At 66.5% G+C, this 22,906-nt stretch carries 17 protein-coding genes; 14 read left to right on the top strand and 3 right to left on the bottom strand.

Annotated features, from left to right (window positions below; genetic code table 11):
• The first annotated feature begins 126 nt into the window (after nt 1-126).
• The 8 genes from scpB to typA all read left to right on the top strand — a co-directional run bounded on the left by scpB (nt 127) and on the right by typA (nt 11,696).
• On the top strand, nt 127-1,362 hold the full coding sequence (gene scpB, locus DK459_RS27370) for an SMC-Scp complex subunit ScpB (protein WP_006388326.1): 1,236 nt from the start codon (nt 127-129) through the stop codon (nt 1,360-1,362).
• A gap of 35 nt (nt 1,363-1,397) precedes the next feature.
• Nucleotides 1,398-3,134: a 23S rRNA pseudouridine(2605) synthase RluB gene (gene rluB / locus DK459_RS27365; RefSeq protein WP_024068207.1), complete on the top strand. Its 1,737-nt coding sequence runs from the start codon at nt 1,398-1,400 to the stop codon at nt 3,132-3,134.
• Nucleotides 3,135-3,537: 403 nt separating this feature from the next.
• Complete coding sequence (gene rimP, locus DK459_RS27360; protein ID WP_026383122.1) at nt 3,538-4,041, top strand: ribosome maturation factor RimP; 504 nt, start codon at nt 3,538-3,540, stop codon at nt 4,039-4,041.
• The gene (nusA, locus tag DK459_RS27355; RefSeq protein ID WP_006388330.1) at nt 4,038-5,516 is read left to right on the top strand and encodes a transcription termination factor NusA; all 1,479 of its coding nucleotides are present in this window, start codon (nt 4,038-4,040) and stop codon (nt 5,514-5,516) included. The genes rimP and nusA overlap by 4 nt, the downstream gene beginning before the upstream one ends.
• 92 nt (nt 5,517-5,608) lie before the next feature.
• The gene (infB, locus tag DK459_RS27350) at nt 5,609-8,662 is read left to right on the top strand and encodes a translation initiation factor IF-2 (protein WP_110135188.1); all 3,054 of its coding nucleotides are present in this window, start codon (nt 5,609-5,611) and stop codon (nt 8,660-8,662) included.
• Between the two features lie 23 nt (nt 8,663-8,685).
• On the top strand, nt 8,686-9,087 hold the full coding sequence (rbfA, locus tag DK459_RS27345) for a 30S ribosome-binding factor RbfA (RefSeq protein ID WP_006388333.1): 402 nt from the start codon (nt 8,686-8,688) through the stop codon (nt 9,085-9,087).
• Between the two features lie 39 nt (nt 9,088-9,126).
• On the top strand, nt 9,127-9,876 hold the full coding sequence (gene truB, locus DK459_RS27340) for a tRNA pseudouridine(55) synthase TruB (RefSeq protein WP_049072414.1): 750 nt from the start codon (nt 9,127-9,129) through the stop codon (nt 9,874-9,876).
• Entirely contained in the window at nt 9,873-11,696 is a 1,824-nt protein-coding gene (gene typA, locus DK459_RS27335; protein WP_006388335.1) for a translational GTPase TypA, read from the top strand. The genes truB and typA overlap by 4 nt, the downstream gene beginning before the upstream one ends.
• 181 nt (nt 11,697-11,877) lie before the next feature.
• Here typA and DK459_RS27330 read toward each other — a convergent pair whose 3' ends face one another.
• Nucleotides 11,878-12,270 (bottom strand): hypothetical protein, encoded by a 393-nt coding sequence (locus DK459_RS27330; RefSeq protein WP_006388336.1) that lies wholly within the window; start codon nt 12,268-12,270, stop codon nt 11,878-11,880.
• A 106-nt stretch (nt 12,271-12,376) separates the two neighbouring features.
• Between DK459_RS27330 and DK459_RS27325 the strand changes: the two genes are divergently transcribed.
• Complete coding sequence (locus tag DK459_RS27325) at nt 12,377-13,237, top strand: LysR family transcriptional regulator (RefSeq protein ID WP_070541810.1); 861 nt, start codon at nt 12,377-12,379, stop codon at nt 13,235-13,237.
• A 19-nt stretch (nt 13,238-13,256) separates the two neighbouring features.
• Here DK459_RS27325 and DK459_RS27320 read toward each other — a convergent pair whose 3' ends face one another.
• Entirely contained in the window at nt 13,257-14,201 is a 945-nt protein-coding gene (locus DK459_RS27320) for a LysR substrate-binding domain-containing protein (protein WP_070541813.1), read from the bottom strand.
• A 133-nt stretch (nt 14,202-14,334) separates the two neighbouring features.
• On the opposite strand from DK459_RS27320, the gene DK459_RS27315 reads away from it, so the two are divergent.
• Both DK459_RS27315 and DK459_RS27310 read left to right on the top strand, forming a co-directional pair.
• Nucleotides 14,335-15,318: a tripartite tricarboxylate transporter substrate binding protein gene (locus DK459_RS27315; RefSeq protein ID WP_020924542.1), complete on the top strand. Its 984-nt coding sequence runs from the start codon at nt 14,335-14,337 to the stop codon at nt 15,316-15,318.
• A 70-nt stretch (nt 15,319-15,388) separates the two neighbouring features.
• A complete protein-coding gene (locus tag DK459_RS27310; RefSeq protein WP_053499441.1) occupies nt 15,389-16,813 on the top strand; it encodes a M20 family metallopeptidase in 1,425 nt (474 codons plus the stop codon).
• Between the two features lie 67 nt (nt 16,814-16,880).
• Here DK459_RS27310 and DK459_RS27305 read toward each other — a convergent pair whose 3' ends face one another.
• A complete protein-coding gene (locus DK459_RS27305; RefSeq protein ID WP_026383125.1) occupies nt 16,881-17,507 on the bottom strand; it encodes a TIGR00730 family Rossman fold protein in 627 nt (208 codons plus the stop codon).
• A gap of 100 nt (nt 17,508-17,607) precedes the next feature.
• Here DK459_RS27305 and polA point away from each other — a divergent pair, with 100 nt between their 5' ends.
• The 3 genes from polA to DK459_RS27290 all read left to right on the top strand — a co-directional run bounded on the left by polA (nt 17,608) and on the right by DK459_RS27290 (nt 22,219).
• On the top strand, nt 17,608-20,325 hold the full coding sequence (polA, locus tag DK459_RS27300; protein ID WP_054448066.1) for a DNA polymerase I: 2,718 nt from the start codon (nt 17,608-17,610) through the stop codon (nt 20,323-20,325).
• Between the two features lie 150 nt (nt 20,326-20,475).
• Nucleotides 20,476-21,315, top strand: a complete 840-nt coding sequence (locus tag DK459_RS27295; protein WP_024068213.1) for a ZIP family metal transporter — start codon at nt 20,476-20,478, stop codon at nt 21,313-21,315.
• A 115-nt stretch (nt 21,316-21,430) separates the two neighbouring features.
• Nucleotides 21,431-22,219, top strand: coding sequence for a dienelactone hydrolase family protein (locus DK459_RS27290; protein WP_006388344.1), 789 nt, complete (start codon nt 21,431-21,433; stop codon nt 22,217-22,219).
• The last annotated feature ends 687 nt before the right edge of the window (nt 22,220-22,906 follow it).

Here is a 22,906-nt window from a genome sequence, read left to right as displayed (position 1 = left end):
GGATTTGAACCTACGACCTTCGGGTTATGAGCCCGACGAGCTGCCAGACTGCTCCACCCCGCGTCTGAGAAAAGAATAATAGCCTTATTTTCAACCTAACGCAAGTTAGCCCTTTTTTGAATTTGAATGTCGATGAACGATAGCGAGGCGATACTCGTGCTGGAAACCGCGCTGCTTTGCGCGGTGCAGCCGATGCAACTGTCCGAAATGCGCAAGCTGTTCGGGGACGATGAACAATTCGACAACAGCGCATTGCGCGCGTTGCTCGAGACCCTGCAGAACAACTGGGCCGATGGCGGGCTGGAACTGGTGCAGCTGGCAACCGGATGGCGGTTTCAAAGCCGTCCCCACATGCAGCGCTACCTGGAACGGCTGAATCCCGAGAAGCCGCCCAAATATTCCCGCGCGGTGATGGAGACGCTGGCCATCGTGGCCTGGCGCCAGCCGGTGACCCGCGGCGACATCGAGGACATTCGCGGGGTAACGGTATCGTCGAACATCGTGAAGGCGTTGGAGGATCGCGGTTGGATCGAGGTGATCGGCCATCGCGATGCGCCGGGACGCCCGGCCCTGTTCGGCACCACGCGCCAGTTCCTCGATGACCTGGGCTTGCGCGCGCTGGACGAACTGCCGGCGCTCGAATCGGCGCATGCCGCCGCGGCCCTGGCTGGCCTGGACCTGGGCGAGGTGCAACAATTGGCGCAGGCCGCCGAAGAGGCCGATGCCGACACGGCTGGCGCGGCCAATGATGCCGGTGCGGTCGATGAATTGGAGGGGGCGGCGCCAGCGCCGGAGGCTGCCGAGTTGCCCGAGGGCGCCGATGGCGAGGCGGCCCAGACCAGTATTCCGGCTGTGGAATTGTCTGTTTCGGACGACGAAGCCACCATCGTGGCGGGCGATAGCGTAGAATCCCGGCTTTCGCGCGCAGAAGAAGACGCGATTCCCGCAGACGATGCCACCGTCCGGGCGCAAGCCGAAAGCTTGTCCGATGCGCCCTCTGCGGACATCGAGGATGCCGGGCGTTTCAATCAAGCCGAAACGCAGGCCGAAACGCCGCTGGTGGATGCCGCCCAAGAGGCGCATGGCGGGTTGTCCGAAAATCCCGCAGACGCTGACGCTTCCGATGCAGCCGCCGAGTCCGGCGTTGCAATCGAAGTTGCCCAGTACGCGGAAAGCGCGAAACCGACCGAACCGATAGACGAGGCTGAACCCCTGGCGCATGGCGTCGGGTCGTTCCAGACCGATACCGGCTCCGCCGCGGCGGAGTCGACCGAGCCGGATTCGGATCAGCCCGAGGCTGATCGCGAGCCGGAGTCCCCAGATGATGATGCGCCTGCTCCTGGCAGGCCTCCCCAAGTTTGACATTCGGAGCTGTCCCAGTGACAACGAATACAGCAATGCAGGACGACAACCCCCGTCCGGACGACGCCGTTTCCAATGGGCCGGCGGAAGCTTCCGCCGGCCGCGAACCGGCCGCCGAGGGCGAAGCCCGTGGCCGTGGCCGCAAGTTGCGCACGCCGTTCCGCCGCCGTCGCGGTGACGCGGCCGCCGAGCAGGCTCCCGCTACCGAAGGGCAGGCCGCGACGGCTGGCCAGGCGGATGCGGCGGATGCCCGCGGCGGCGAGCAGGAAGCCGAGCAGGCGCTGTCGTACCTCGAGACCGCCGACCGCATGGAGCAGCGGTTGGGCAAGTACCTGAACAGCGAAGCCGTCATGCCCAAGCTGCACAAGGTGCTGGCGGATGCGGGCATTGGCTCGCGTCGAGAGATGGAAGAGCTGATCGTCGCCGGCCGTGTATCGGTCAACGGCGAGCCGGCGCACATCGGCCAGCGCGTGGCGCCGAATGACCAGGTGCGGGTCAATGGCAAGCCGATCATGCGGGCCAATACCAAGAAGCCGCCGCGCGTGATCCTGTATCACAAGCCGGCGGGTGAAATCGTCAGCCATGACGATCCGGGTGGCCGCGCCAGCGTGTTTGCGCGCCTGCCCAAGCTGCGCACCGGCAAGTGGCTGTCGGTCGGCCGGCTCGATCTGAATACCGAGGGTCTGCTGATCTTCACCACGTCGGGCGACATGGCAAACCGCATCATGCACCCGCGTTACGGCACCGAGCGTGAATACGCCGTGCGTGTGCTGGGCGAGATGGACGAGGCGCAGCGTCAATCGCTGGTCGATGGCATCGAGCTGGAAGACGGCGTGGCCGCTTTCGGCGCGCTCGATTACCTGGGTGGCGACGGCAGTAACCGTTGGTACCGGGTGACGCTGCAGGAAGGCCGCAATCGCGAAGTGCGCCGCATGTTCGAGGCGGTTGGCGTAACGGTCAGCCGGCTGATCCGCACCCGCTTTGGCGACGTGGTGTTGCCCCGCTCGCTGCGTCGTGGCCGCTGGGAAGAATTGGACGCCTCGCTGGTCACCGCGCTGATGGTGCAGCTCGGGCTGTTGCGTGAAGACGACGAGTCGGGCGGCAACCGCCGTCGCTCCAAGCAACCGCAGTCGCATGACAGCGCCTTGCCTCCCGGCTTTGGCACCATGGACCGCAACGGCATGAACGGTGCCCGCATCGGTCGTCGCGGCAAGATCCAGGGTGGCCGTGCCGGCAGCGCTGGCCAGGCGGCGGCGTGTCCCTCCGATCCCTTCGGAACCGGGTTGATGATCGCGGGCGGCTATGCCAATGGGCACCCTCTGGCGGGCGAAGCCAACGGCAATCGCAAGGGCGGCAAGCCAGCTGGCGGTCGCGGCCAGGCGGGCACGGGTGGCAAGTCCGGCGGACGAGGCGGCAAGGCGGGTGGCGGCAAGGCGCGCGGCGTGCGTGCCGCGGCCGCTGGTTCGGCCGGCGCGCCGGAAGCGACAGTGGGCGCTGGCCGGAAACCGGCGGGCGCCAAGCCTGGCGGCAAGCCGGCAGGCGCGCGCGGCGGCAATGCCGGCCGCGGGAACAAGCCGGCGGGAGCCGGTCGCGCGGGCAACAAGGCCGAGGGCGCGCGCGCCGGCGGCAACAAGGGGCCGGGCGCCGGGGGCAAGCCGCGCGCGGCCCGCGGCGGTTCGGCGCCTCGTGGCGACGACTGGCAGCCGCGTGGCGCCTCGGCCCATGAATCGCGCCTTGGCGTGATGGGCGGCCGAGGCGGCAGGGGGCGTTAAGCCACCCTCGGGGCGGCGCCAGGATGGCGCCGCCGGCCGGATGCGTCCCACTTAACCGTAAGCCCGTGACGAATCAGGCGTTTTTCCAGTTTATCTGGTAAAATCAATGGTTTTCATGGCTTCGCGTTCGTTGCGCGTTCCCTGGTTCGCGCCCCGCTTTTGCTGTCTGGCGCGCCGGAATGCCTGTTTGATGGCGTGCATCCTGGCTGTGGCGGTTGGCTCGGCGGGTGTGCAAGCAAATGCGGAATGCGAAGCTGGCGAATGCGTCGCAAGGGCGGCGCGAGCCGAAATTTAGGTCGCAATATAGGGCGCTGCCCAGCATTGCTCCTTACGTGCAGTAGGGTGGCGGCTGGGCACTGTGCAATACGGTGGGCTGGGCGTGCAGCCCATTTTTTTTGAGTATATGGCTGATTTATTCGCATTGACCGAAGAGGCACTGGCCGGCATGGACGTCGAACTCGTCGACGTCGAACGTGCCGCGCTGGGCCTTTTGCGCGTCACGATCGATCGGGTCGGCGGTGTGCGCATCGAAGACTGCGAGCAGGTGTCCCGCCAATTGTCGCGGGTGTACGAGGTCGAGAACATCGACTACAAGCGGCTGGAAGTCGGTTCGCCGGGCATTGACCGCCCGTTGCGCAACGAGGCCGAATTCCGTCGCTTCGCGGGCGAACGCATCGAGATCAAGCTGCGCGAGGCATTGGACGGACGCAAGGTCTTCTCCGGCACGTTGACCGTGCCCGAAGACGCGCCCGCGGCTTCGGACGCCGTGGCAGGCATGCACAAGACCGTGTTCGGTCTCGAATTTGAGGCAAAAAAGAACGAAATCCAGGTGTTGAATTTCACGGTCGACGATATCGAGCGTGCAAAACTGGATCCCGTTCTGGATTTCAAGGGCAAAAAGCGATGAGTCGCGAAATTCTTCTGTTGGTCGATGCCTTGGCGCGTGAAAAGAACGTCACGCGTGATGTCGTGTTCGGGGCGCTGGAAAGCGCGCTGGCCTCGGCCATGAAAAAGCGCTTCAAGGATGATGCGGACATTCGTGTTGCCATCGATCGTGAAACCGGTGACCACGAAGGGTTCCGCCGCTGGCTGGTGGTGCCCGACGAAGCGGGCCTGCAAGAGCCCGACAAGCAGGAAATGCTGTCGGACGCGGTCGAGATCGTGCCCAACATCCAGGTTGGCGAGTACATCGAGGAACCGCTCGAGCCCATCGAGTTCGGCCGTATCGGCGCCCAGGCCGCCAAGCAGGCGATCCTGCAGAAGATCCGCGACGCCGAGCGCGAACAGGTCCTGAACGACTTCCTGGATCGCGGCGAAACCATCGTGTCCGGCACCATCAAGCGCATGGACAAGGGCGACGCCATCATCGAGACCGGCAAGATCGAAGCGCGCCTGCCGCGTTCGGAAATGATCCCGAAGGAAAACCTGCGGGTCGCCGATCGCGTGCGCGCCTTCGTGTTGCGCGTCGACCACGCCGCTCGTGGCCAGCAGGTGATCCTGTCGCGCACCTCGCCCGAGTTCATCCGCCAGCTGTTCGAGAATGAAGTGCCCGAGATCGAGCAGGGCCTGCTCGAGATCAAGGCAGCCGCTCGCGACGCCGGCGTGCGTGCCAAGATCGCCGTGGTGGCATACGATAAGCGCATCGACCCCATCGGCACCTGCGTGGGCATGCGCGGTTCGCGCGTGACCGCCGTGCGCAATGAATTGGGCGGCGAGCAGGTCGACATCGTGCTGTGGTCGGAAGATCCGGCACAGTTCGTCATCGGCGCCCTGGCCCCGGCCAACGTCGAGTCCATCGTGGTGGACGAAGACAAGCACGCGATGGACGTCGTGGTGGACGAGGAAAACCTGCCCAAGGCGATCGGCGCCAAGGGTCAGAACGTGCGCCTGGCGTCCGAGCTGACCGGCTGGCAGATCAACATCATGACGCCGGAAGAAAGCCTGAACCGCCAGGAAGTCGAGCGTTCGGGCCTGCGCGCCACGTTCATGAACAAGCTGGACGTCGATGAGGAAGTCGCCGACATCCTGATCGACGAAGGTTTCACCGGTATCGAGGAAATCGCCTACGTGCCCATGCAGGAACTGCTGGAGATCGAGGCGTTCGACGAAGACACCATCAACGAGTTGCGCGCCCGTGCCCGCAATGCGCTGCTGACCGAGGCCATCGCCCAGGAAGAGCGTCTTGAAACGGCCCAGGATCTGCTCGAACTCGAAGGCGTGACGCCGGAACTGGCCGCCAAGCTGGCCGAGCGTCAAGTGCATACGCGTGATGATCTGGCCGAATTGGCGACGGACGAGCTGGCGGAAATCGCCGGCCTGACCGAGCAGGAAGCCAGCGACCTCATCATGCGTGCCCGCGCCCATTGGTTTGACGAAGAATAACCAAAAGGACACGGGTCTGCGGCGGATGGCCGTCAAGTCCGCCGCAAGTTCACGTTGTTTGTAATAGCTGCATATAGGGAAGAGAGAGCCTAATGTCGAGTAACACCGTCGCCCAGTTCGCTACCGAGCTGAAAATGCCTGCCAATGTGCTGCTGGAACAGCTGCGCTCGGCTGGCGTTGACCTCAAATCGGTGGACGATTCCGTCACCGACAGCGACAAGGCGAAATTGCTCGAATCGCTGCGCCGCGCCCACGGCGCGACCGAAGGCAAGAAGATCACCCTGACGCGCCGCCAGACCTCCGAGATCCGCCAGGCCGATGCCACCGGCCGCTCGCGCACCATCCAGGTCGAGGTCCGCAAGAAGCGCGTGTTCGTCAAGCGTGATCCCTCCGAACTGGCCCTGGAGCAGGCCGCCGCCGCTCGCGCCGAAGAGGAAGCGGGCGCGGAAGAAGCCGCGCAGGTGTCCGCGCCGGCCGCGCCCGAAGTGACGGCGCCGGTCGAGCCGCGCGAAGCCGCGCCGGTCCAGGCTCCCGCTCCGGCTCCGGCGCAGGAACCCGTTGCTGTAGAAGCGCCCGCGCCGGTGGAAGCGCCCGCGCCTGTTGAACCCGTCGCGGCCGAAGTGCCCGCCCCCGTTGCGGCCCCCGCCGCCGAAGTCCAGGCCCAGCCTGAACCGGAACCGACGCCGGCGCCCGCTCCTGCCGAGCCCGTGGCCGAAGAGGCCAAGCCCGAAGTCAAGACTGAATCCACCGAGCCCAAGGCTGAAGAAGCCAAGCCGGAACCCGTTGTGCTAGCCAATAAGTCCGAACCATCGTCCTCCCAGGCCGCCGCGCCTGTTGTCGCCCAGGTCCCGCCTGCGGCGAAGTCCGAACCCGCCAAGTCCGCCGCCAAGCCGGTCGAGGCCGCCGCGCCCGCCGCCAAGGTTGGCAACCGTGCCGACAACCGCCGCGCCGGCCCGCCGCTCGCCGCCTCCGCCACTGGCGCCGGCCGCGATGAGGCCCGCCGCGCCGCCGAGGCCGAAGCCGCCGCGTTGCGCGAAATGTTGAGCCGCCCGCGCAAGGTGCTGCGCGCACCCGAACCGGAAGCGCCCGCCGCGGCAGCCGCGCCGATTTCGGGCACGCTGCACAAGCCGGCCGGCAAGGGGGCCGCGGGTCCTGGCGCCAAGAAGGACGCCAAGCCCGCCGCGCCTGGCACCAAGAAGACCATCAAGACGGCCGAAGTCGCCTCGACCTGGTCGGATGACGCCTCGCGCAAGAAGCCGGCCGACAAGCCGGCGGCGCCGGCCAGCCGCGACGGCTGGCGTGCCGGCGGCAAGGGCGGTGGCAAGGGTGGCGGCCGTGGTGGCCGCAACCAGCAGAATGATCGCCGCAACGAGCCGGCGCCGCAGGAATTCATCGCGCGCGAAGTGCACGTGCCGGAAACCATCAGCGTGGCCGACCTGGCCCACAAGATGTCCGTCAAGGCCGCCGAAGTCATCAAGCAATTGATGAAGCTGGGCCAGATGGTCACCATCAACCAGGTGCTGGACCAGGAAACCGCCATGATCGTGGTCGAGGAACTGGGCCACGTGGCGATCGCCGCCAAGCTCGATGACCCGGAAGCCTTCCTGGACGAAACCGCCAGCGTGTCGGAAGCCGAACAGCAGCCGCGCGCTCCGGTCGTGACCGTGATGGGCCACGTCGACCACGGCAAGACCTCGCTGCTGGACTACATCCGCCGCGCCAAGGTTGCCGCGGGCGAAGCCGGCGGCATTACGCAGCACATCGGCGCCTACCACGTGGAAACCGAGCGTGGCATGGTGACCTTCCTGGATACCCCGGGCCACGAGGCGTTCACCGCCATGCGTGCCCGTGGCGCCAAGGCCACCGACATCGTCATCCTGGTCTGCGCGGCCGACGACGGCGTGATGCCGCAGACGCGCGAAGCCATCCACCATGCCAAGGCCGCCGGCGTGCCGATGGTGGTGGCCATGACCAAGATCGACAAGCCCAGCGCCAACCCCGAGCGCGTCAAGCAGGAGCTGGTCGCCGAGGAAGTGGTGCCGGAAGAATACGGCGGCGACGTGCCGTTCGTGCCGGTGTCGGCCAAGACCGGCGAGGGCATCGACGCTCTGCTCGAGAACGTGCTGCTGCAGGCCGAACTGCTGGAACTGAAAGCGCCGGTGGACGCGCCCGCCAAGGGCCTGGTGATCGAAGCCCGCCTGGACAAGGGCCGCGGCCCCGTCGCGACCATCCTGGTCCAGAGCGGCACGCTGCACCGTGGCGACGTGGTGCTTGCCGGCGCCAGCTTCGGCCGCGTGCGTGCCATGCTCGACGAGAACGGCAAGCCGATCCAGGCAGCCGGTCCGTCCATCCCCGTGGAAATCCAGGGCCTGACCGAAGTGCCGGCCGCCGGCGACGAGCTGATGGTGCTGTCCGACGAGCGCAAGGCGCGCGAGATCGCGCTGTTCCGCCAGGGCAAGTTCCGCGACGTCAAGCTGGCGCGCCAGCAGGCCGCCAAGCTGGAATCGATGTTCGACAACCTGGGCGAAGGCACCCAGACCCTGGCGCTGATCGTCAAGACCGACGTCCAGGGTTCGCAGGAAGCGCTGGTGCAGTCGCTGACCAAGCTGTCGACCGACGAAGTGCGCGTGCAAGTGGTGCACGCGGCCGTGGGCGGCATCTCGGAAAGCGACATCAACCTGGCGATCGCCTCGAACGCCGTGGTGATCGGCTTCAACGTCCGCGCCGAAGCCAGCGCCAAGAAGCTGGCCGAGACCAACGGCATCGACGTGCGCTACTACAACATCATCTACGACGCCGTGGACGAGGTGAAGGCAGCCATGTCGGGCATGTTGGCGCCCGAGAAGAAGGAAGAGATCATCGGCCTGGTCGAGATCCGCGAGGTCTACAGCATCTCCCGCATCGGCAACATCGCCGGTTGCATGGTGCTCGACGGCCTGGTGCGTCGCGATTCGCAGGTCCGCCTGCTGCGCAACAACGTGGTCCAGTGGACCGGCCAGCTCGATTCGCTGCGCCGCTTCAAGGACGACGTCAAGGAAGTCAAGTCGGGCTTCGATTGCGGTCTTACGCTGCGCGGCAACAACGACATCCAGGTGGGCGACCAGCTGGAAGTCTTTGAAATCAAGGAAATCGCGCGTACGCTGTAAAGCGTCGCGAGGCATTGCTTCCAATGAGCCGTCACAAGTCCAAAGCCATCCCCGGCCGCAATCTGCGGCTGGCCGACCAGATCCAGAAGGATCTGGCCGGGATCATCCAGCGCGAGATCGACACGACCCGCGCTGGCTTGATCACGCTCTCCGGTGTGGAACTGTCGACCGACTACGCGCATGCCAAGGTGTATTTCACGGTTCTGGGCGCCGAGCCCGAGGCCGCGACCGCCTTGCTGAACGAGAAGGCCGGCTGGCTGCATTCCCAGCTGTACAAGCTGCTGCACATTCATACTGTCCCCACTTTGCGCTTCTTCCACGACGAGCAGATTGCCCGTGGTATCGAAATGTCGATCCTCATCGACCGCGCAAACCGGCCCGGCCCGCACTCGGGCGTGCCCGACGAACCTGAAGACCAGTCCTGATCGGGCTGTCGTCACTGCTTTAATTTCCGGATTCCGACGATGGCTAAACGACGCGGGCTTGCGCTCGACGGTGTGCTGTTGCTCGACAAACCCGTAGGTTTGTCGAGCAACCACGCCTTGCAACGCGCCAAGCGTGCCATGGACGCGGCGAAGGCCGGCCATACCGGCACCCTCGACCCCTTCGCCACCGGCCTGCTGGTGTGCTGCATGGGCCGGGCAACCAAGATTTCCGGCGCGATGCTTGACGCCGACAAGGCCTATCGCGCTACGCTGCAATTTGGCGAGGAAACCGATTCCGGCGACCTGACCGGTAACGTGGTGGCCACCGCCGCGCCCGGTTTCGTGGTCGAGGAACAGGCGCTGCGCGACGCGCTGTCACGTTTCTCGGGCACGATCGAGCAGATTCCGCCCATGTATTCGGCGCTCAAGCGCGACGGCAAGCCGCTGTACGAATACGCGCGGCAGGGCATCGAGTTGGAACGCCCGCCGCGGCAGATTACGATTTACCGCATCGAGCTGCTGTCCCTGAACGGGACGCAGGCAGAGATCGATGTGGCTTGCAGTAAAGGCACATACATCCGGACGCTGGCCCAGGACATCGGGCGTGCGCTGGGCTGTTACGCCCACCTGGCGGCGCTGCGGCGCACGCACGTCGGGCCATTTTCTCTGGAACGCGCCGTTGCGCTGGATGCCTTGCAGGCGATGCCAGACCCCAAGCAGGCATTGCTTGCACTGAACGAATTGCCGGCGGGCTTGCTGCCCGCCACCACCTTAAAGGACTCGCTATGACTCGCGCCTTGCGCAACGTCGCCATCATCGCCCACGTGGACCACGGTAAAACCACCCTGGTCGACCAGCTGCTGCGCCAATCCGGCACTTTCCGCGAAAACCAGGCGCTGACCGAACGGGTCATGGACTCGAACGACCTGGAAAAAGAACGCGGCATCACGATTCTGGCCAAGAACTGTGCCGTTGAATACGAAGGCACGCACATCAACATCGTCGACACCCCGGGGCACGCGGACTTCGGTGGCGAAGTCGAGCGCGTGCTGTCGATGGTCGACGGCGTGCTGCTGCTGGTCGATGCCGTCGAAGGCCCGATGCCGCAGACCATCTTCGTGACCCGCAAGGCGCTGGCCCTGGGCCTCAAGCCCATCGTGGTGGTCAACAAGGTCGACCGTCCGGGCGCCCGCACCGACTTCGTCATCAACGCCACCTTCGACCTGTTCGACAAGCTGGGCGCGACCGACGAGCAACTGGACTTCCCGGTGGTGTACGCCTCGGGCCTGTCCGGCTACGCCGGCCTGACCCCGGACGTGCGCGAAGGCGACATGCGCCCGCTGTTCGAAGCCATCCTGCAGCACGTGCCGCAGCGCGACGACGATCCCAACGGCCCGCTGCAGATGCAGATCATCTCGCTGGACTACAACAGCTACGTCGGCAAGATCGGCGTGGGCCGCATTAACCGCGGCCGCATGCGTCCCGGCATGGAAGTGGCCTACAAGTTCGGTCCCGAGGGCCAGGGCGGCCGCGGCCGCATCAACCAGGTGCTGAAGTTCCACGGCCTGGAGCGCATCGTGGTGGATGAAGCCGAAGCCGGCGACATCGTGCTGATCAACGGTATCGAAGACCTGGGCATCGGCTGCACCGTGACCGACCCCGTGACGCAGGACGTGCTGCCGATGCTGCGCATCGACGAGCCGACGCTGACCATGAACTTCATGGTCAACACCTCGCCGCTGGCGGGCCGTGAAGGCAAGTTCGTCACCAGCCGCCAACTGCGCGACCGCCTGGACCGCGAGCTGAAGTCGAACGTGGCGCTGCGCGTGCGCGACACCGGCGACGACACCGTGTTCGAAGTGTCGGGCCGCGGCGAACTGCACCTGACCATCCTGCTGGAAACGATGCGCCGCGAAGGCTACGAGCTGGCGGTGTCGCGTCCGCGCGTGGTGTTCAAGGAAGTCGACGGCGTGAAGTGCGAGCCGTTCGAGTCGCTGACCATCGACGTCGAAGACGCCCACCAGGGCGGCGTGATGGAAGAACTGGGCCGCCGCAAGGGCGACCTGCAGGACATGCAGCCGGACGGCCGTGGCCGCACCCGCCTGGAATACCTGATCCCCGCCCGCGGCCTGATCGGTTTCCAGAACGAGTTCCTGACGCTGACGCGCGGCACCGGCCTGATGAGCCACATCTTCCACGAATACGCGCCCATCAAGGAAGGCTCGATCGGCGAGCGCCGCAACGGCGTGCTGATCAGCCAGGACAACGGCGACGCCGTGGCCTACGCGCTGTGGAAGCTGCAGGATCGCGGCCGCATGTTCGTGAACCCGGGCGATGCGCTGTACGAAGGCATGATCATCGGCATCCACAGCCGTGACAACGACCTGGTCGTGAACCCGATCAAGGGCAAGCAGCTGACCAACGTGCGCGCCTCGGGCACCGACGAAGCCGTGCGCCTGGTGCCGCCGATCCAGATGTCGCTGGAGTACGCCGTGGAATTCATCGACGACGACGAACTGGTGGAAATCACGCCCAAGTCGATCCGTCTGCGCAAGCGCTACCTGCAGGAAAACGAGCGCAAGCGCGCCGCGCGCGAATCCGCCGTGTAAGGCGGGGCGGGGTTCAGGCCCCGCGCGCCTGGCAATCGGAAAGCCGCACACCCTCCGGGGTGCGCGGCTTTTTTTCATTCGTGGCCGCGGGCTTGCCTGCGGCGCTGTTCAAGCGGTCGACGGCCCACACGCTGCCGACCACGCGGCGCAGCGGCCGCCGCCCGTGCGCCGGCACGCGGGCTCAGGCGTGCTGGTGCCGGTATTCCTGCGTCTTGCCGCCATAGCCATAGGCGGCCGCGCGCGCGTCGATTACATGCACGTAGGAACATTCGTGCAGCTCGCCGAGGATCTCGCCGAAGGCTGCGTAGATCTCCTGGATGAAGCGCGCCTTCTCGGCCTTGGTATTGGTCTCGTCGGTGACGCTGATGTCCAGGTGGAAGGCGTTCCTGCCCAGTTCCGACAAGGGGCGCCCGCCGATGAACCATTGGTCCAGCGGAATGTGCTGCAGCGTGATGGCGATGACCGGCAGCTTCTTGCCGAGCACCGACTGGGTCAGGCTGGCGACCGAATCGACGATGCGGCGGTTGCGGGCGGCGTCGGGCTGGCCGGATACGTGGACGACGATGTGGGGCATGACAGGCTCCTTGGGTGAGGGGAATGGAGCCAGTGTAGGGACGGCATTGACATCGGAAAAGCGGGAATTTACGATTGCTTCCATCGTATAAACCGTTGGATAAGCCATGTCCGGATTCGATCTCGACCAGTTGCGCACGCTGGTGGCGGTGCTGGATGCGGGCAGCCTGACGGCGGCCGCGCCCAAGGTGTTCCTGTCGCAATCCTCCGTCAGCGAACAGATGCGCAAGCTGGAGGAGCGGGCCGGCCAGCCGCTGCTGGTCCGCGGCAAGTCGGGCGTGGTCGCGACCCCCGCCGGCGAACGCCTGCTGGCGCATGCGCACGCCATCCTGGCGCTCAGCGACGAAGCCTACCGCGACCTGCGCGGCGTGGCGCTGCGTGGAGAGTTGCGGCTGTGCATCACCGACTACTTCCGGCCCGGCGACGTGGCGCGCCTGCTGCGGCGCCTGAACGAGCAGTATCCCCAGGTGCGCATGCACGTCACCATCATGAAAAGCGGCGCGATCGAGGCCGCCTACGAACGCGGCGAAGTCGATGTCGGCATTTCGATGGTGATCCTGGAGCGCGGCGCGTCGAAAGGGCGGGCGTTGGGACCATTGCTGCGGCGTGAGTCGTTGCTGTGGATGGCGGCCGAGGGCGCGCCGGCGCCGCCGGAACCGTTGCCATTGCTGGCGCTGCCCGAGACCTGCGCGTTGCGCCAGTATGCCGAACGATTGCTGGCACGGCGCGCCGTGCCGTACGCCGTGGCGCACGTGGCCTCGGGCGTCGCGGGGTTGCAACTGGCGATCGGTGCGGGGCTGGGCGTGGCCTGCTTGAACGAGTCGGCACTGGCGCCAGGCATCGGCCGTCTGCAGATGCCCGGCCTGCCGCCGTTGCCCGACGTTGAATTCCGCCTGCTGCCGGCGCGGCCGGGCGAAGATGCCTTTATCGGCCAGGCGCGCGAAGCGATCGAGCGGGCGCTGCGTTGAGCCGGTTTCGGCGCGGCGGTCAGGGGGCCGGTTGTTGCGGCGCGCGCATCAACCAGTGCAGGAATTCGCGGCCGGGACCCGCCTGTTCGACGATGGCGCCGATGGGCTGGAAGGCGCCCGGCGATTCGATCCGCACGCGCTGAAAATGGCCATGTTGCAGATACCAGCCGGCCAGCGTCAGCGGCACCATGGCCAGCGCCTGCTGCGCCTGCATGACGGCGATCAGCAATGGCATGGGCGGCGCGGCGCTGGCCAGGCGGCATAGCCGCGGGACCACGCCGGCGCGTTCGAAGAAAGCGGTGAAGACGGCGTGGATCGCCAGTTCCGGACGTGGCTGGATCCAGAGCTCGGTTGCCACCTGCGCCAATGTCGGCGCGGCGTCGCGGGCGAGCAACGGATGGCCGGGCGTGGCGACGATGACGGCGTCATCCTGTTGCAGCGGGACGAAGTCCAGGCCGGCGGGCATCGCTTCGGGGCGCCGGCACAGCAGCATGTCCAGATTGCCCGCGGCCGCCAGCGGCAGCAATTGTTCGCGGCTGCCTTCCTGCAAGTCCACCTGCAGGTCCGGATGGGCCCGCATGTAGGCCGGCAGATGTTGCGCCAGCAGGCCGCTGCTGGCTGCCGGGATGGCGCCCAAGCGCAGGCTGCCGGCGGCGCCGCCGCGCAGGGCCGCGACGGAGTCGGTCGAGGCGCGCAGCGAGGTGAGCATGCCGCGCGCGCAATCGGCCATCAATTGACCGCAGCGGGTGGCGCGCATGCCGCGGGCGTGGCGTTCGAACAGCTCCACGCCCAGCAGGGATTCGATGTCCGCCAGGGCATGGGTGGCGGCCGGCTGGCTCATGCCGATCTGCGCGGCGGCCTGTTGCAGGCTGCCGAGCTCGGCGACCCCGGCCAGCAGTTGCAGGTGGCGCAGGCGCCCCTTGGCCAGCAGCCGGGCGAGCAGGGTGGCGGGAGCGACGTCCATGGATCGAACATTCCGGAGCGAGATATTCAAAGTATGAATATATTGGTTGGTTAATGTATTTGAAATAAGGATATGCCCTGCCCAGAATGGCGTGACGCCGGCTGCCGGTTTCCACTCAAGGATTCGCCGTTCCATGAAGTCCCGTCTGTTGCATGCTTTCGTCTGCGCCGCGCTGGTCGGCGTTTCGTCCCTGGCGCACGCGCAGGGCATCTATCCCTCGCAGCCGGTGCGCCTGATCGTGCCGTTCGCGCCGGGCGGTTCCACCGATGTCCTGGCGCGGGCGGTGGCCGACGGCCTGCGCAAGGAACTGGGCCAGAGCGTGGTGGTGGAGAACCGCGCCGGCGCCGGCGGCCTGATCGGCACCGAGGCGGTGGCGCGGGCCGAGCCCGACGGCTATACGCTGGGCATGGCCACCGTCAGCACCATGGCGGTCAATCCGCTGTTGTACGGTACGGCGCGCGTCGATCCGGCAAAGCAACTGACGGCGGTGGGTTCGGTGGCGAATGTGCCGGTGGTGTGGATGGTGAACCCGGCCTTTCCGGCGACGGACTTCGCGCAGTTCCTGGCCGAATTGCGGGCGCATCCGGGCAAGTATTCCTTCGGTTCGCCAGGCGTGGGGTCGCTCGGGCATCTGAACCTGGCGGCGATGAATGCCGACCTCCAGGTCGAGGTGTTGCACGTGCCCTACCGGGGCATGGGCCCCGCGTTGACGGCCGCCGTGGGCGGCGAGGTGCAGGTGCAGCAGGATCAGTACGCCTCGGCCCAGTCCTTGATCAAGGCGGGCAAGCTGCGCCCGATCGCGGTGGCCGCCCCCGCGCGACTGGCCGGCCTGCCGCAGCTGCCGACGCTGGCCGAACTGGGCTACCCGCAGTTGAATGCGCTGGGCCAGACCTGGTTCGGCCTGGTGGCGCCGGCGGGCACGCCCGAGGCCGTGGTGCTGCGCCTGAACGACGCGGTGCGGCGGGCGCTGGCCGAGCCGGCGCTGGTGCAGCGGCTGGCCACCCTGGGCGCCGAGCCCGACACCGGCACGCCGCAGGCTTTCAGCCAGCGCATCGCGCAGACCCTGGCCGCCAATCGCAAAATCATTGAAACTGCCGCCATCAAGCTCGACGAATGACGTTTTGCCACCGCCGGCGACGTACCGTGGCCGGCGCCCGCAGATCCTGTAGACCGCCACTGGAGACACGATGGGAGCCATCGACATTCTTGCCCCGTTCATCGACGCGCGCAGCGACCGCTACGCCGAGCTGAGCGACCGCATCTGGAGCCTGGCCGAATTGCGCTATGACGAGCACAAGTCGGCCGAATTGCACATCGCCATGCTGCAAGAGGCCGGCTTTCGCGTCACCCGCGACGCCGCCGGCATCCCCACGGCCTTCGTCGCCGAGGCCGGCACGGACGGCCCGGTGATCGGCATCCTGGGTGAATACGATGCCTTGTCCGGCCTGAGCCAGGAAAGCGGCGCCTACGCCTGCCAGCCGTCGCCGGAAACGCCCAACGGCAACGGCCATGGCTGCGGCCACCACCTGCTGGGCACGGCCGCGCATTTCGCGGCGGTGGCGGTCAAGGAATTCCTCGAACGCAATGGCCTGCCGGGCCGTATCCGTTTCTATGGCTGTCCGGCCGAGGAGGGCGGCTCGGGCAAGACCTTCATGGCGCGCGCCGGCCTGTTCGACGACCTGGACGCGGCGCTGACCTGGCATCCGGCTTCGCACACCGGCATCTTCCACCAGTCGTCGCTGGCCAACATCCAGGCCTATTTCCGCTTTCGTGGCGTGGCGGCGCACGCGGCCAATTCGCCGCACCTGGGACGCAGCGCGCTGGACGCGGTGGAACTGATGAACGTAGGCGTGAACTACCTGCGCGAGCACATGGTGCCGGACGCGCGGGTGCACTACGCGGTGACCAACAGCGGCGGCATCTCGCCCAACGTGGTGCAGGCCCGCGCCGAAGTGCTGTACCTGGTGCGCGCGCCGATCAATTCGCAGGCCGCCGAGCTGTACGAACGGGTCAAGAACGTGGCCCGCGGCGCTGCGCTGATGACCGGCTGCGAGCTGGAGATCGTGTTCGACAAGGCCTGCTCCAACTACATTCCCAACGGCGTGCTGAACCAGGTCATGTACGCCAACATGCAGGCGCTGCAGGGACCCGCGTACACCGAGGGCGAACAGCAGGCCGCGCGCCGCATGTGGGACGCGATTTCGGCCGATGACATCGACAACGCCGGCAAGAACCTGGGCGCGGTGCTGCGCAATCCGACGCCGTTGTTCAGCGGCGTGGCGCCATACGAGCCCGGCAGGCACGAGATCAGCTACGGCTCGACCGACGTGGGCGACGTCAGCTGGGTGACGCCCACCGCGCAATGCTGGGGCGCCTGCTATGCCTACGGCACGCCGTTCCATTCGTGGCAGATGGTGGCGCAGGGCAAGCTGTCGCTGGCGCACAAGGGCATGGTGCACGCGGCCAAGATCATTGCCGCCACGGCGGCGGATCTCTATCGGCAGCCCGAGACGCTGGCGCGCGCCAAGGAAGAGTTGTTGGAAATGCGCCGCGGCCAGCCGTACGTCTGCCCGATTCCGGCGGACGTGCCGCCGTCGTTCATGCGCAAGTAGGCGCAGGCGGGCGGCCGCGATCCGCGGCCGCCCGGTATTGCCGGGCGTCTTTCCCGGCCAGCGGGCGTCAGGCCGGCAGAGACGGCGCGTATTGCGCTTCCGTGCTGACCTTCTGGTGGAACTCGACCACTTTGCGCACGACCTTGCGCGGATCATCCTCGATGATGAACAGATCCAGGTCGTGCGCCCCGATCATGCCATTGCCCAGTACCTGGCCGCCCAGCCATTCGACCAGGCCGGACCAGTATTCGCTGCCCACCAGCACGATGGGCGCGGGCGGGACCTTGCCGGTCTGGATCAGCGTCAACGCTTCGAAGAGCTCGTCCAGGGTGCCGAAGCCGCCCGGCATCGCCACGTAGGCGAAGCTGTGCATGAAGAACGTGGCCTTGCGGGAGAAAAAGTACTCAAACGACAGACTGATGGTCTGATACTCGTTGTTATGGGCTTCGTGCGGCAGGCTGATGTTCAGCCCGATGCTGGTGCCGCCGGTTTCGAAGGCCCCCTTGTTGGCCGCCTCCATGATGCCCGGGCCGCCGCCCGCGATGACCGCGAACCCCGCTTCGGCCAGGGCGGCCGAGATTGCCACGGTGGTTTCATAGTGGGGGGAGTTGCGGCTGACGCGCGCGCTGCCGAAGACACTGACCGCGGGCCCGATGTGCGCGAGCTTTTCCGCCGCCGTCCGTATCTCTGACATAATCAGCGGAATTTGTTTTTCGGCGGGCGTCGCCGCAATTGCCGTCGCAGTTGTTGCCGCAGTTGTTGCCGCAGTTGTTGCCATATCTGCCTTTGTAACCATGAAAAAAACCTTATTGCTGGTCGACGGTTCAAGCTACTTGTACCGCGCTTTCCACGCTATGCCTGATTTGCGCAATGCGCAAGGCGAACCTACGGGTGCGCTGTACGGCGTAGTCAATATGTTGCGCAAGCTTGTATCCGACTATAAGGCAGAGTATGCCGCATGTATTTTCGATGCGCGTGGCAAGACGTTCCGCGACGATCTGTATCCGGAATACAAGTCGCACCGTCCGCCCATGCCGGAAGACCTGGCGGCCCAGATCGAGCCCATCCACCGCGCCGTGCGCGCCCTGGGCTGGCCGGTGCTGGCCATCGAGGGGGTCGAGGCCGATGACGTGATCGGCACGCTGGCCTGCCGCGCCGCCGAACGCGGCGTGCATACGGTGGTGTCCACCGGCGACAAGGACCTGGCGCAACTGGTCAACAGCCACGTCACCCTGGTCAACACCATGAGCGGCGAGGTGCTGGACGAGGCCGGCGTGCTCAACAAGTTCGGCGTGGCGCCGGACCGCATCGTCGACTACCTGATGCTGGTGGGCGATACCGTCGACAACGTCCCGGGCGTGACCAAGGTCGGCCCCAAGACGGCCGCCAAATGGATCTCCGAGTTCGGCTCGATCGACAAGCTGGTCGAAGGCGCCGAAGGCATCAAGGGCGTGGCGGGCAACAACCTGCGCGAAGCCATCCCCAATTTCCCGCTGACGCGCCAGCTGCTGACGGTGAAGTGCGACTGCGACCTGACCGGCCACGTCGACAGCGTCGACGACCTGACGCCGCGCGATCGTGACGACGCCACCCTGACCGAACTGTACGAACGCTACGGTTTCCGCACCTGGCTGCGAGACCTGACCGGCGACGCCGAGCGCGTGCCGACGGGCGACGCCCGCGTGGCGGCCGAAGTGCCGGCCGCGCCCACGGAGCTGGATTACCGCATCATTGCCGACTGGCCGGCGTTCGACGCCTGGATGGAACAGGTGGACAAGGCGGCGCTGGTGGCGGTGGATACGGAGACCACCTCGCTGGACGAGATGCAGGCCAAATTGGTCGGCCTGTCGATGGCGGTGGCGCCGGGCGTGGCCTGCTATATCCCGGTCGCGCACCGCGGCCCGGACGGCGCCACCCAACTGCCCAAGGATGAGGTGCTGGCACGGCTGCGTCCGTGGCTGGAAGACGCCTCGCGAGCCAAGCTGCTGCATCACGCCAAGTACGACACTCACGTGTTCGCCAACGAAGGCATCCGCCTGGCGGGCATCGTCGAAGACACCATGCTGCAGGCCTACGTGCTGGAGTCGCATCGCGGCGTCGGCCTGAACGACCTGGCGCAGCGCTACCTGGGCCGCAGCGGGGTTTCGTACGAAGACCTGTGCGGCAAGGGCGCCAAGCAGATCGGCTTCGACGAAGTGGCGGTGGACAAGGCCGGCCACTACGCCGCCGAGGATGCCGACTTCACGCTGCAACTGCACCAGGTGCTGCGCCCGCAGGTGGCGGCCGATGCCGGGCTGGAACGCATCTACCTGCTGGAGATGCAGGTGTCGGCGGTGCTGACCACGATCGAGCGCAACGGCGTCAAGGTCGATGCGGCGGAACTCGGCCGCCAGAGCCACAAGCTGGGCCAGGAAATGCTGCAGCTCGAGCAGAAGGCCTATGAACTGGCGGGGCAGCCCTTCAATCTGAATTCGCCCAAGCAGCTGGGCGAGATCCTGTTCGGCCGCATGCAGTTGCCGGTGGTGCGCAAGACCGCCGGCGGCGCGCCATCGACCGACGAGGAAGTGCTGAGCAAGCTGGCGCAGGACTACCCGCTGCCGCAGGTGCTGCTGGAGTACCGCGGGCTGTCCAAGCTCAAGTCCACTTACACGGACAAGCTGCCGCGCATGATCAATCCCGATACCGGCCGCGTGCACACGCACTATTCGCAGGCCGCGGTGATCACCGGCCGCCTGGCGTCGTCCGATCCCAACCTGCAGAACATCCCGGTGCGCACCGAGGCCGGGCGCCGGGTGCGCGAGGCCTTCATCGCCGAGCAGGGGCTGCTGCTGTCGGCCGACTATTCGCAGATCGAGCTGCGCATCATGGCGCACGTGTCGGACGACGCCAACCTGCAGCGCGCCTTCGCGGCCGGCGAGGACATCCACCGCGCCACGGCGTCGGAAGTGTTCGGCGTGGCGCTGGCGGACGTGTCGTCCGAGCAGCGGCGCGCGGCCAAGGCGATCAACTTCGGCCTGATCTACGGCATGGGCGTGTTCGGCCTGGCGTCCAACCTGGGTATCACGCGCGACGCGGCGCAAGCGTATATCGACCGCTACTTCGCCCGCTATCCCGGCGTGGCCATGTACATGGAGAACACGCGCCGAGTGGCCCGCGAGCAAGGCTACGTCGAGACCGTGTTCGGGCGCCGGCTGCAACTGCCGGAAATCCGCGGCGCCTCGGGCCCGCGTCGCCAGGGCGCCGAGCGCGCGGCGATCAACGCGCCGATGCAGGGCACCGCGGCCGACCTCATCAAGATGGCGATGGTGGCGGTGCAGGACTGGCTCGAAGCCGAAAAGCTGCAGACCCGCATGATCATGCAGGTGCACGACGAACTGGTGCTGGAAGCGCCGGACGCCGAACTGGAGCTGGTCAAGCAAACCCTGCCGCGCCTGATGTGCAACGTGGCCGAGCTGCGTGTGCCGCTGGTGGCCGAGGTGGGCGTGGGCAAGAACTGGGAACAGGCGCACTGAAGCCCGGGCGCGGCGTCACTGGCGCCGCGTGGGCGAGGAGCGCGGGCCGCGCAAGGGAAGGGCACGGCTTCCTTGGGCGGCCTATTTCCGCTTTTCTCCCTGCAACAATATAATGTTGCGCTTCCTCCCTGACAATAATACGTCCCCCAAATGCTGCTGCTCTGGGTCCTTCTTGCCACCATCACCGGCGGCCTCATCGCCGTCCTTGTCGCCAGCTGGCTGGCCTACAAGGTTTTTGCCCACTATCTGCACCACATGGTCAGCCTGTCCGTGGGAGTGCTGCTGTCGGTCGCGCTGCTGCACCTGCTGCCGGAGGCCTTTGAAAGCGGGGTGGCCGATGCCCACGTACTGTTCGGCCTGATGCTGGCGTCGCTGATCGGCTTTTTCGTGCTGGAGAAGATCGCGCTGCTGCGCCACAGCCACCATCACGAGGGCGACGGCCACCATCATCATCATGGCCACGACCGCCACGAGGCGGGGCGCGGGGGCGTGCTTATCCTGATCGGCAGTTCGCTGCACAACCTGTGCGACGGCGTGCTGGTTGCGGCGGCCTTCCTGACCGATCCGCTGCTGGGCGTGCTGACGGCCGCCTCGATCATCGTGCACGAGGTGCCGCACAAGCTGGGCGATTTCGTGGTGCTGCTCAACGCCGGCCTGGCGCGCCGTCGCGCTTTCGCGCTGATCCTGTTCACCAGCTTGTGTTCAGCCGTGGGCGGCATAATAGGCTACTTCGTGCTGCAACAGGCGCAGGACTGGGTGCCGTACGTATTGGTGGTTGCCGCGAGCAGCTTCCTCTACATCTCGGTGGCCGACCTGATGCCGCAGATGCACGAACGGGTATCCCTGGCCGATGCGGTGCCGCAATTGCTGCTGGTGGGCGTGGGCGTGGTGCTGATCTACAGCGTCACGACCCTGATGCACCATGGGCATGATCACGAGGCGGGCGCAGGCCACGGCGCGGCGCGTACGGAGCACATGCATACGCATTGAACCGCAGCGTGCGCGATACCCGGCTTTGCTTTCGAACCTGGCCGGTCGTGTCGCGGATGCCGCAAGGCGGACCGCGGGGCATCGGCTCCGCCTTGATTCCTACCAGGAGTTCGCCATGAGTTTTTCCGCCGCCGCCGGCAATGTCGCCCCCACCGTGATCCACACGGACGCCCAGGGGCTGGCCCACGGGGATTTCCAGTTGCCCGTGGCCGATGGATCCATCAGCGCCTATTACGCCGCCCCCGAAGGCAGGCGCGACCTGCCGGTGGTGCTGGTGATCCAGGAAATCTTCGGGGTGCACGAGCACATCAAGGATATCTGCCGCCGGGTGGCCAAGGCCGGTTACCTGGCCGTGGCCGCGAATCTGTACGAGCGCCAGGGCGATGCGTCGACCTATACCGATATTCCCAAGCTGATCGCCGAAATCGTCAGCAAGGTGCCCGACGAGCAGGTGTTCGCCGACCTGGACGCCAGCGTGGCGTGGGCCGCGCAGCATGGCGGTGATCCGAAGCGGGTGGCGGTGACAGGGTTCTGCTGGGGCGGGCGCCTGACCTGGATGTACGCGGCGCACAATCCGGACGTGAAGGTGGGCGTGGCCTGGTATGGCCGACTGAGTTCGGGGCACGGACCGTTGATCAAGCGCTTCGCGTTCGATGTGGTCAATGAACTGCATGCGCCGGTGCTGGGCCTGTATGGCGCCAAGGATGCCAGCATTCCTGTGTCGGATATCGAGATAATGAAAACCAAGCTGGCCGGCGGCAATGAAAATGCCAGGCGCTCCGAGTTCGTGGTGTACCCGCAGGCGGATCATGCTTTCCTGGCGGATTACCGGATGAGTTATCAGGCGGAAGCGGCCAAGGATGGGTGGGGGAGGATGCTGGAGTGGTTCAAGCGGTACCTTTGAGAGGGATTGTGCCCTTGGCGTCATGAGAAGCCGCTGCGCGTTTGCGTGGCGGTTTTTTTTAGGGATGTTGTTGCTTTCGTAGGCCGCCCGGCGCGGGTGGCGCACGGGTGGGCGCGCCTGCGATTGCGGTCCGGAGCCTTCGCTCCGGACTACCCCAACCTCAACCTCGTCCGCCTTCGGCTCCCTACGGTTTCCGTCGGGCGCATCTGACGGCGCGCCCACCCGTGCGCCACCCGCGCCGGGCTACCGGTTTCGAGGCATGGGGCGCTGCTGGACCGCGGCGGCATGCGAGAGGTTTGCGGGGCCCGCCAGGGTCGACTGCGCGGGCAGCCGGCCCTGGCATACGCGGCGTGGGGCGTCGGGGCCGGGTTCGCCGCGCGCGCGGGAAGAGGAGGCGATAGGTAGTGCGGTGTCGCGGAGAGAACTGTCCGCCTATTGCGCCCCGTAGATGAATGAAAGGGAGCGAGTTCTATCTCATGCGGCAATCGCCACTGTGCGACACAGTTGCTTCAAGCCGGGGTAGCCCCCAACGGTGGCAGCCATTGCGGGGCAGCGCGGAAGCCTTCAAAAATCTCCCGCCAGGATGGCCGGCCCGCCGCCCGGCCACCCGAAGGCGGGCCAGCCCCCTCGGGGGGCAGCTAGCGCGCGAAGCGTGCGCGGCGTGGGGGCCGGCCCGCCGCCCGGCCG

Source organism: Achromobacter sp. RW408 (assembly GCF_003184165.1).
In the GTDB taxonomy this organism is placed as follows: domain Bacteria; phylum Pseudomonadota; class Gammaproteobacteria; order Burkholderiales; family Burkholderiaceae_B; genus Achromobacter; species Achromobacter xylosoxidans.
The sequence above is the reverse complement of the archived record's forward strand: the minus strand, read 5'-3'. Positions and strand labels throughout refer to the sequence as shown.

Coding starts and splice junctions, on each gene's coding strand:
- polA (WP_054448066.1), top strand. CDS start 17,608: ATGAAAAAAACCTTATTGCTGGTCGACGGTTCAAGCTACTTGTACCGC.
- DK459_RS27320 (WP_070541813.1), bottom strand. CDS start 14,201: ATGGACGTCGCTCCCGCCACCCTGCTCGCCCGGCTGCTGGCCAAGGGG.
- DK459_RS27310 (WP_053499441.1), top strand. CDS start 15,389: ATGGGAGCCATCGACATTCTTGCCCCGTTCATCGACGCGCGCAGCGAC.
- typA (WP_006388335.1), top strand. CDS start 9,873: ATGACTCGCGCCTTGCGCAACGTCGCCATCATCGCCCACGTGGACCAC.
- rbfA (WP_006388333.1), top strand. CDS start 8,686: ATGAGCCGTCACAAGTCCAAAGCCATCCCCGGCCGCAATCTGCGGCTG.
- rimP (WP_026383122.1), top strand. CDS start 3,538: ATGGCTGATTTATTCGCATTGACCGAAGAGGCACTGGCCGGCATGGAC.
- DK459_RS27295 (WP_024068213.1), top strand. CDS start 20,476: ATGCTGCTGCTCTGGGTCCTTCTTGCCACCATCACCGGCGGCCTCATC.
- rluB (WP_024068207.1), top strand. CDS start 1,398: ATGCAGGACGACAACCCCCGTCCGGACGACGCCGTTTCCAATGGGCCG.
- DK459_RS27315 (WP_020924542.1), top strand. CDS start 14,335: ATGAAGTCCCGTCTGTTGCATGCTTTCGTCTGCGCCGCGCTGGTCGGC.
- scpB (WP_006388326.1), top strand. CDS start 127: ATGTCGATGAACGATAGCGAGGCGATACTCGTGCTGGAAACCGCGCTG.
- nusA (WP_006388330.1), top strand. CDS start 4,038: ATGAGTCGCGAAATTCTTCTGTTGGTCGATGCCTTGGCGCGTGAAAAG.
- DK459_RS27290 (WP_006388344.1), top strand. CDS start 21,431: ATGAGTTTTTCCGCCGCCGCCGGCAATGTCGCCCCCACCGTGATCCAC.
- DK459_RS27325 (WP_070541810.1), top strand. CDS start 12,377: ATGTCCGGATTCGATCTCGACCAGTTGCGCACGCTGGTGGCGGTGCTG.
- infB (WP_110135188.1), top strand. CDS start 5,609: ATGTCGAGTAACACCGTCGCCCAGTTCGCTACCGAGCTGAAAATGCCT.
- DK459_RS27330 (WP_006388336.1), bottom strand. CDS start 12,270: ATGCCCCACATCGTCGTCCACGTATCCGGCCAGCCCGACGCCGCCCGC.
- truB (WP_049072414.1), top strand. CDS start 9,127: ATGGCTAAACGACGCGGGCTTGCGCTCGACGGTGTGCTGTTGCTCGAC.
- DK459_RS27305 (WP_026383125.1), bottom strand. CDS start 17,507: ATGTCAGAGATACGGACGGCGGCGGAAAAGCTCGCGCACATCGGGCCC.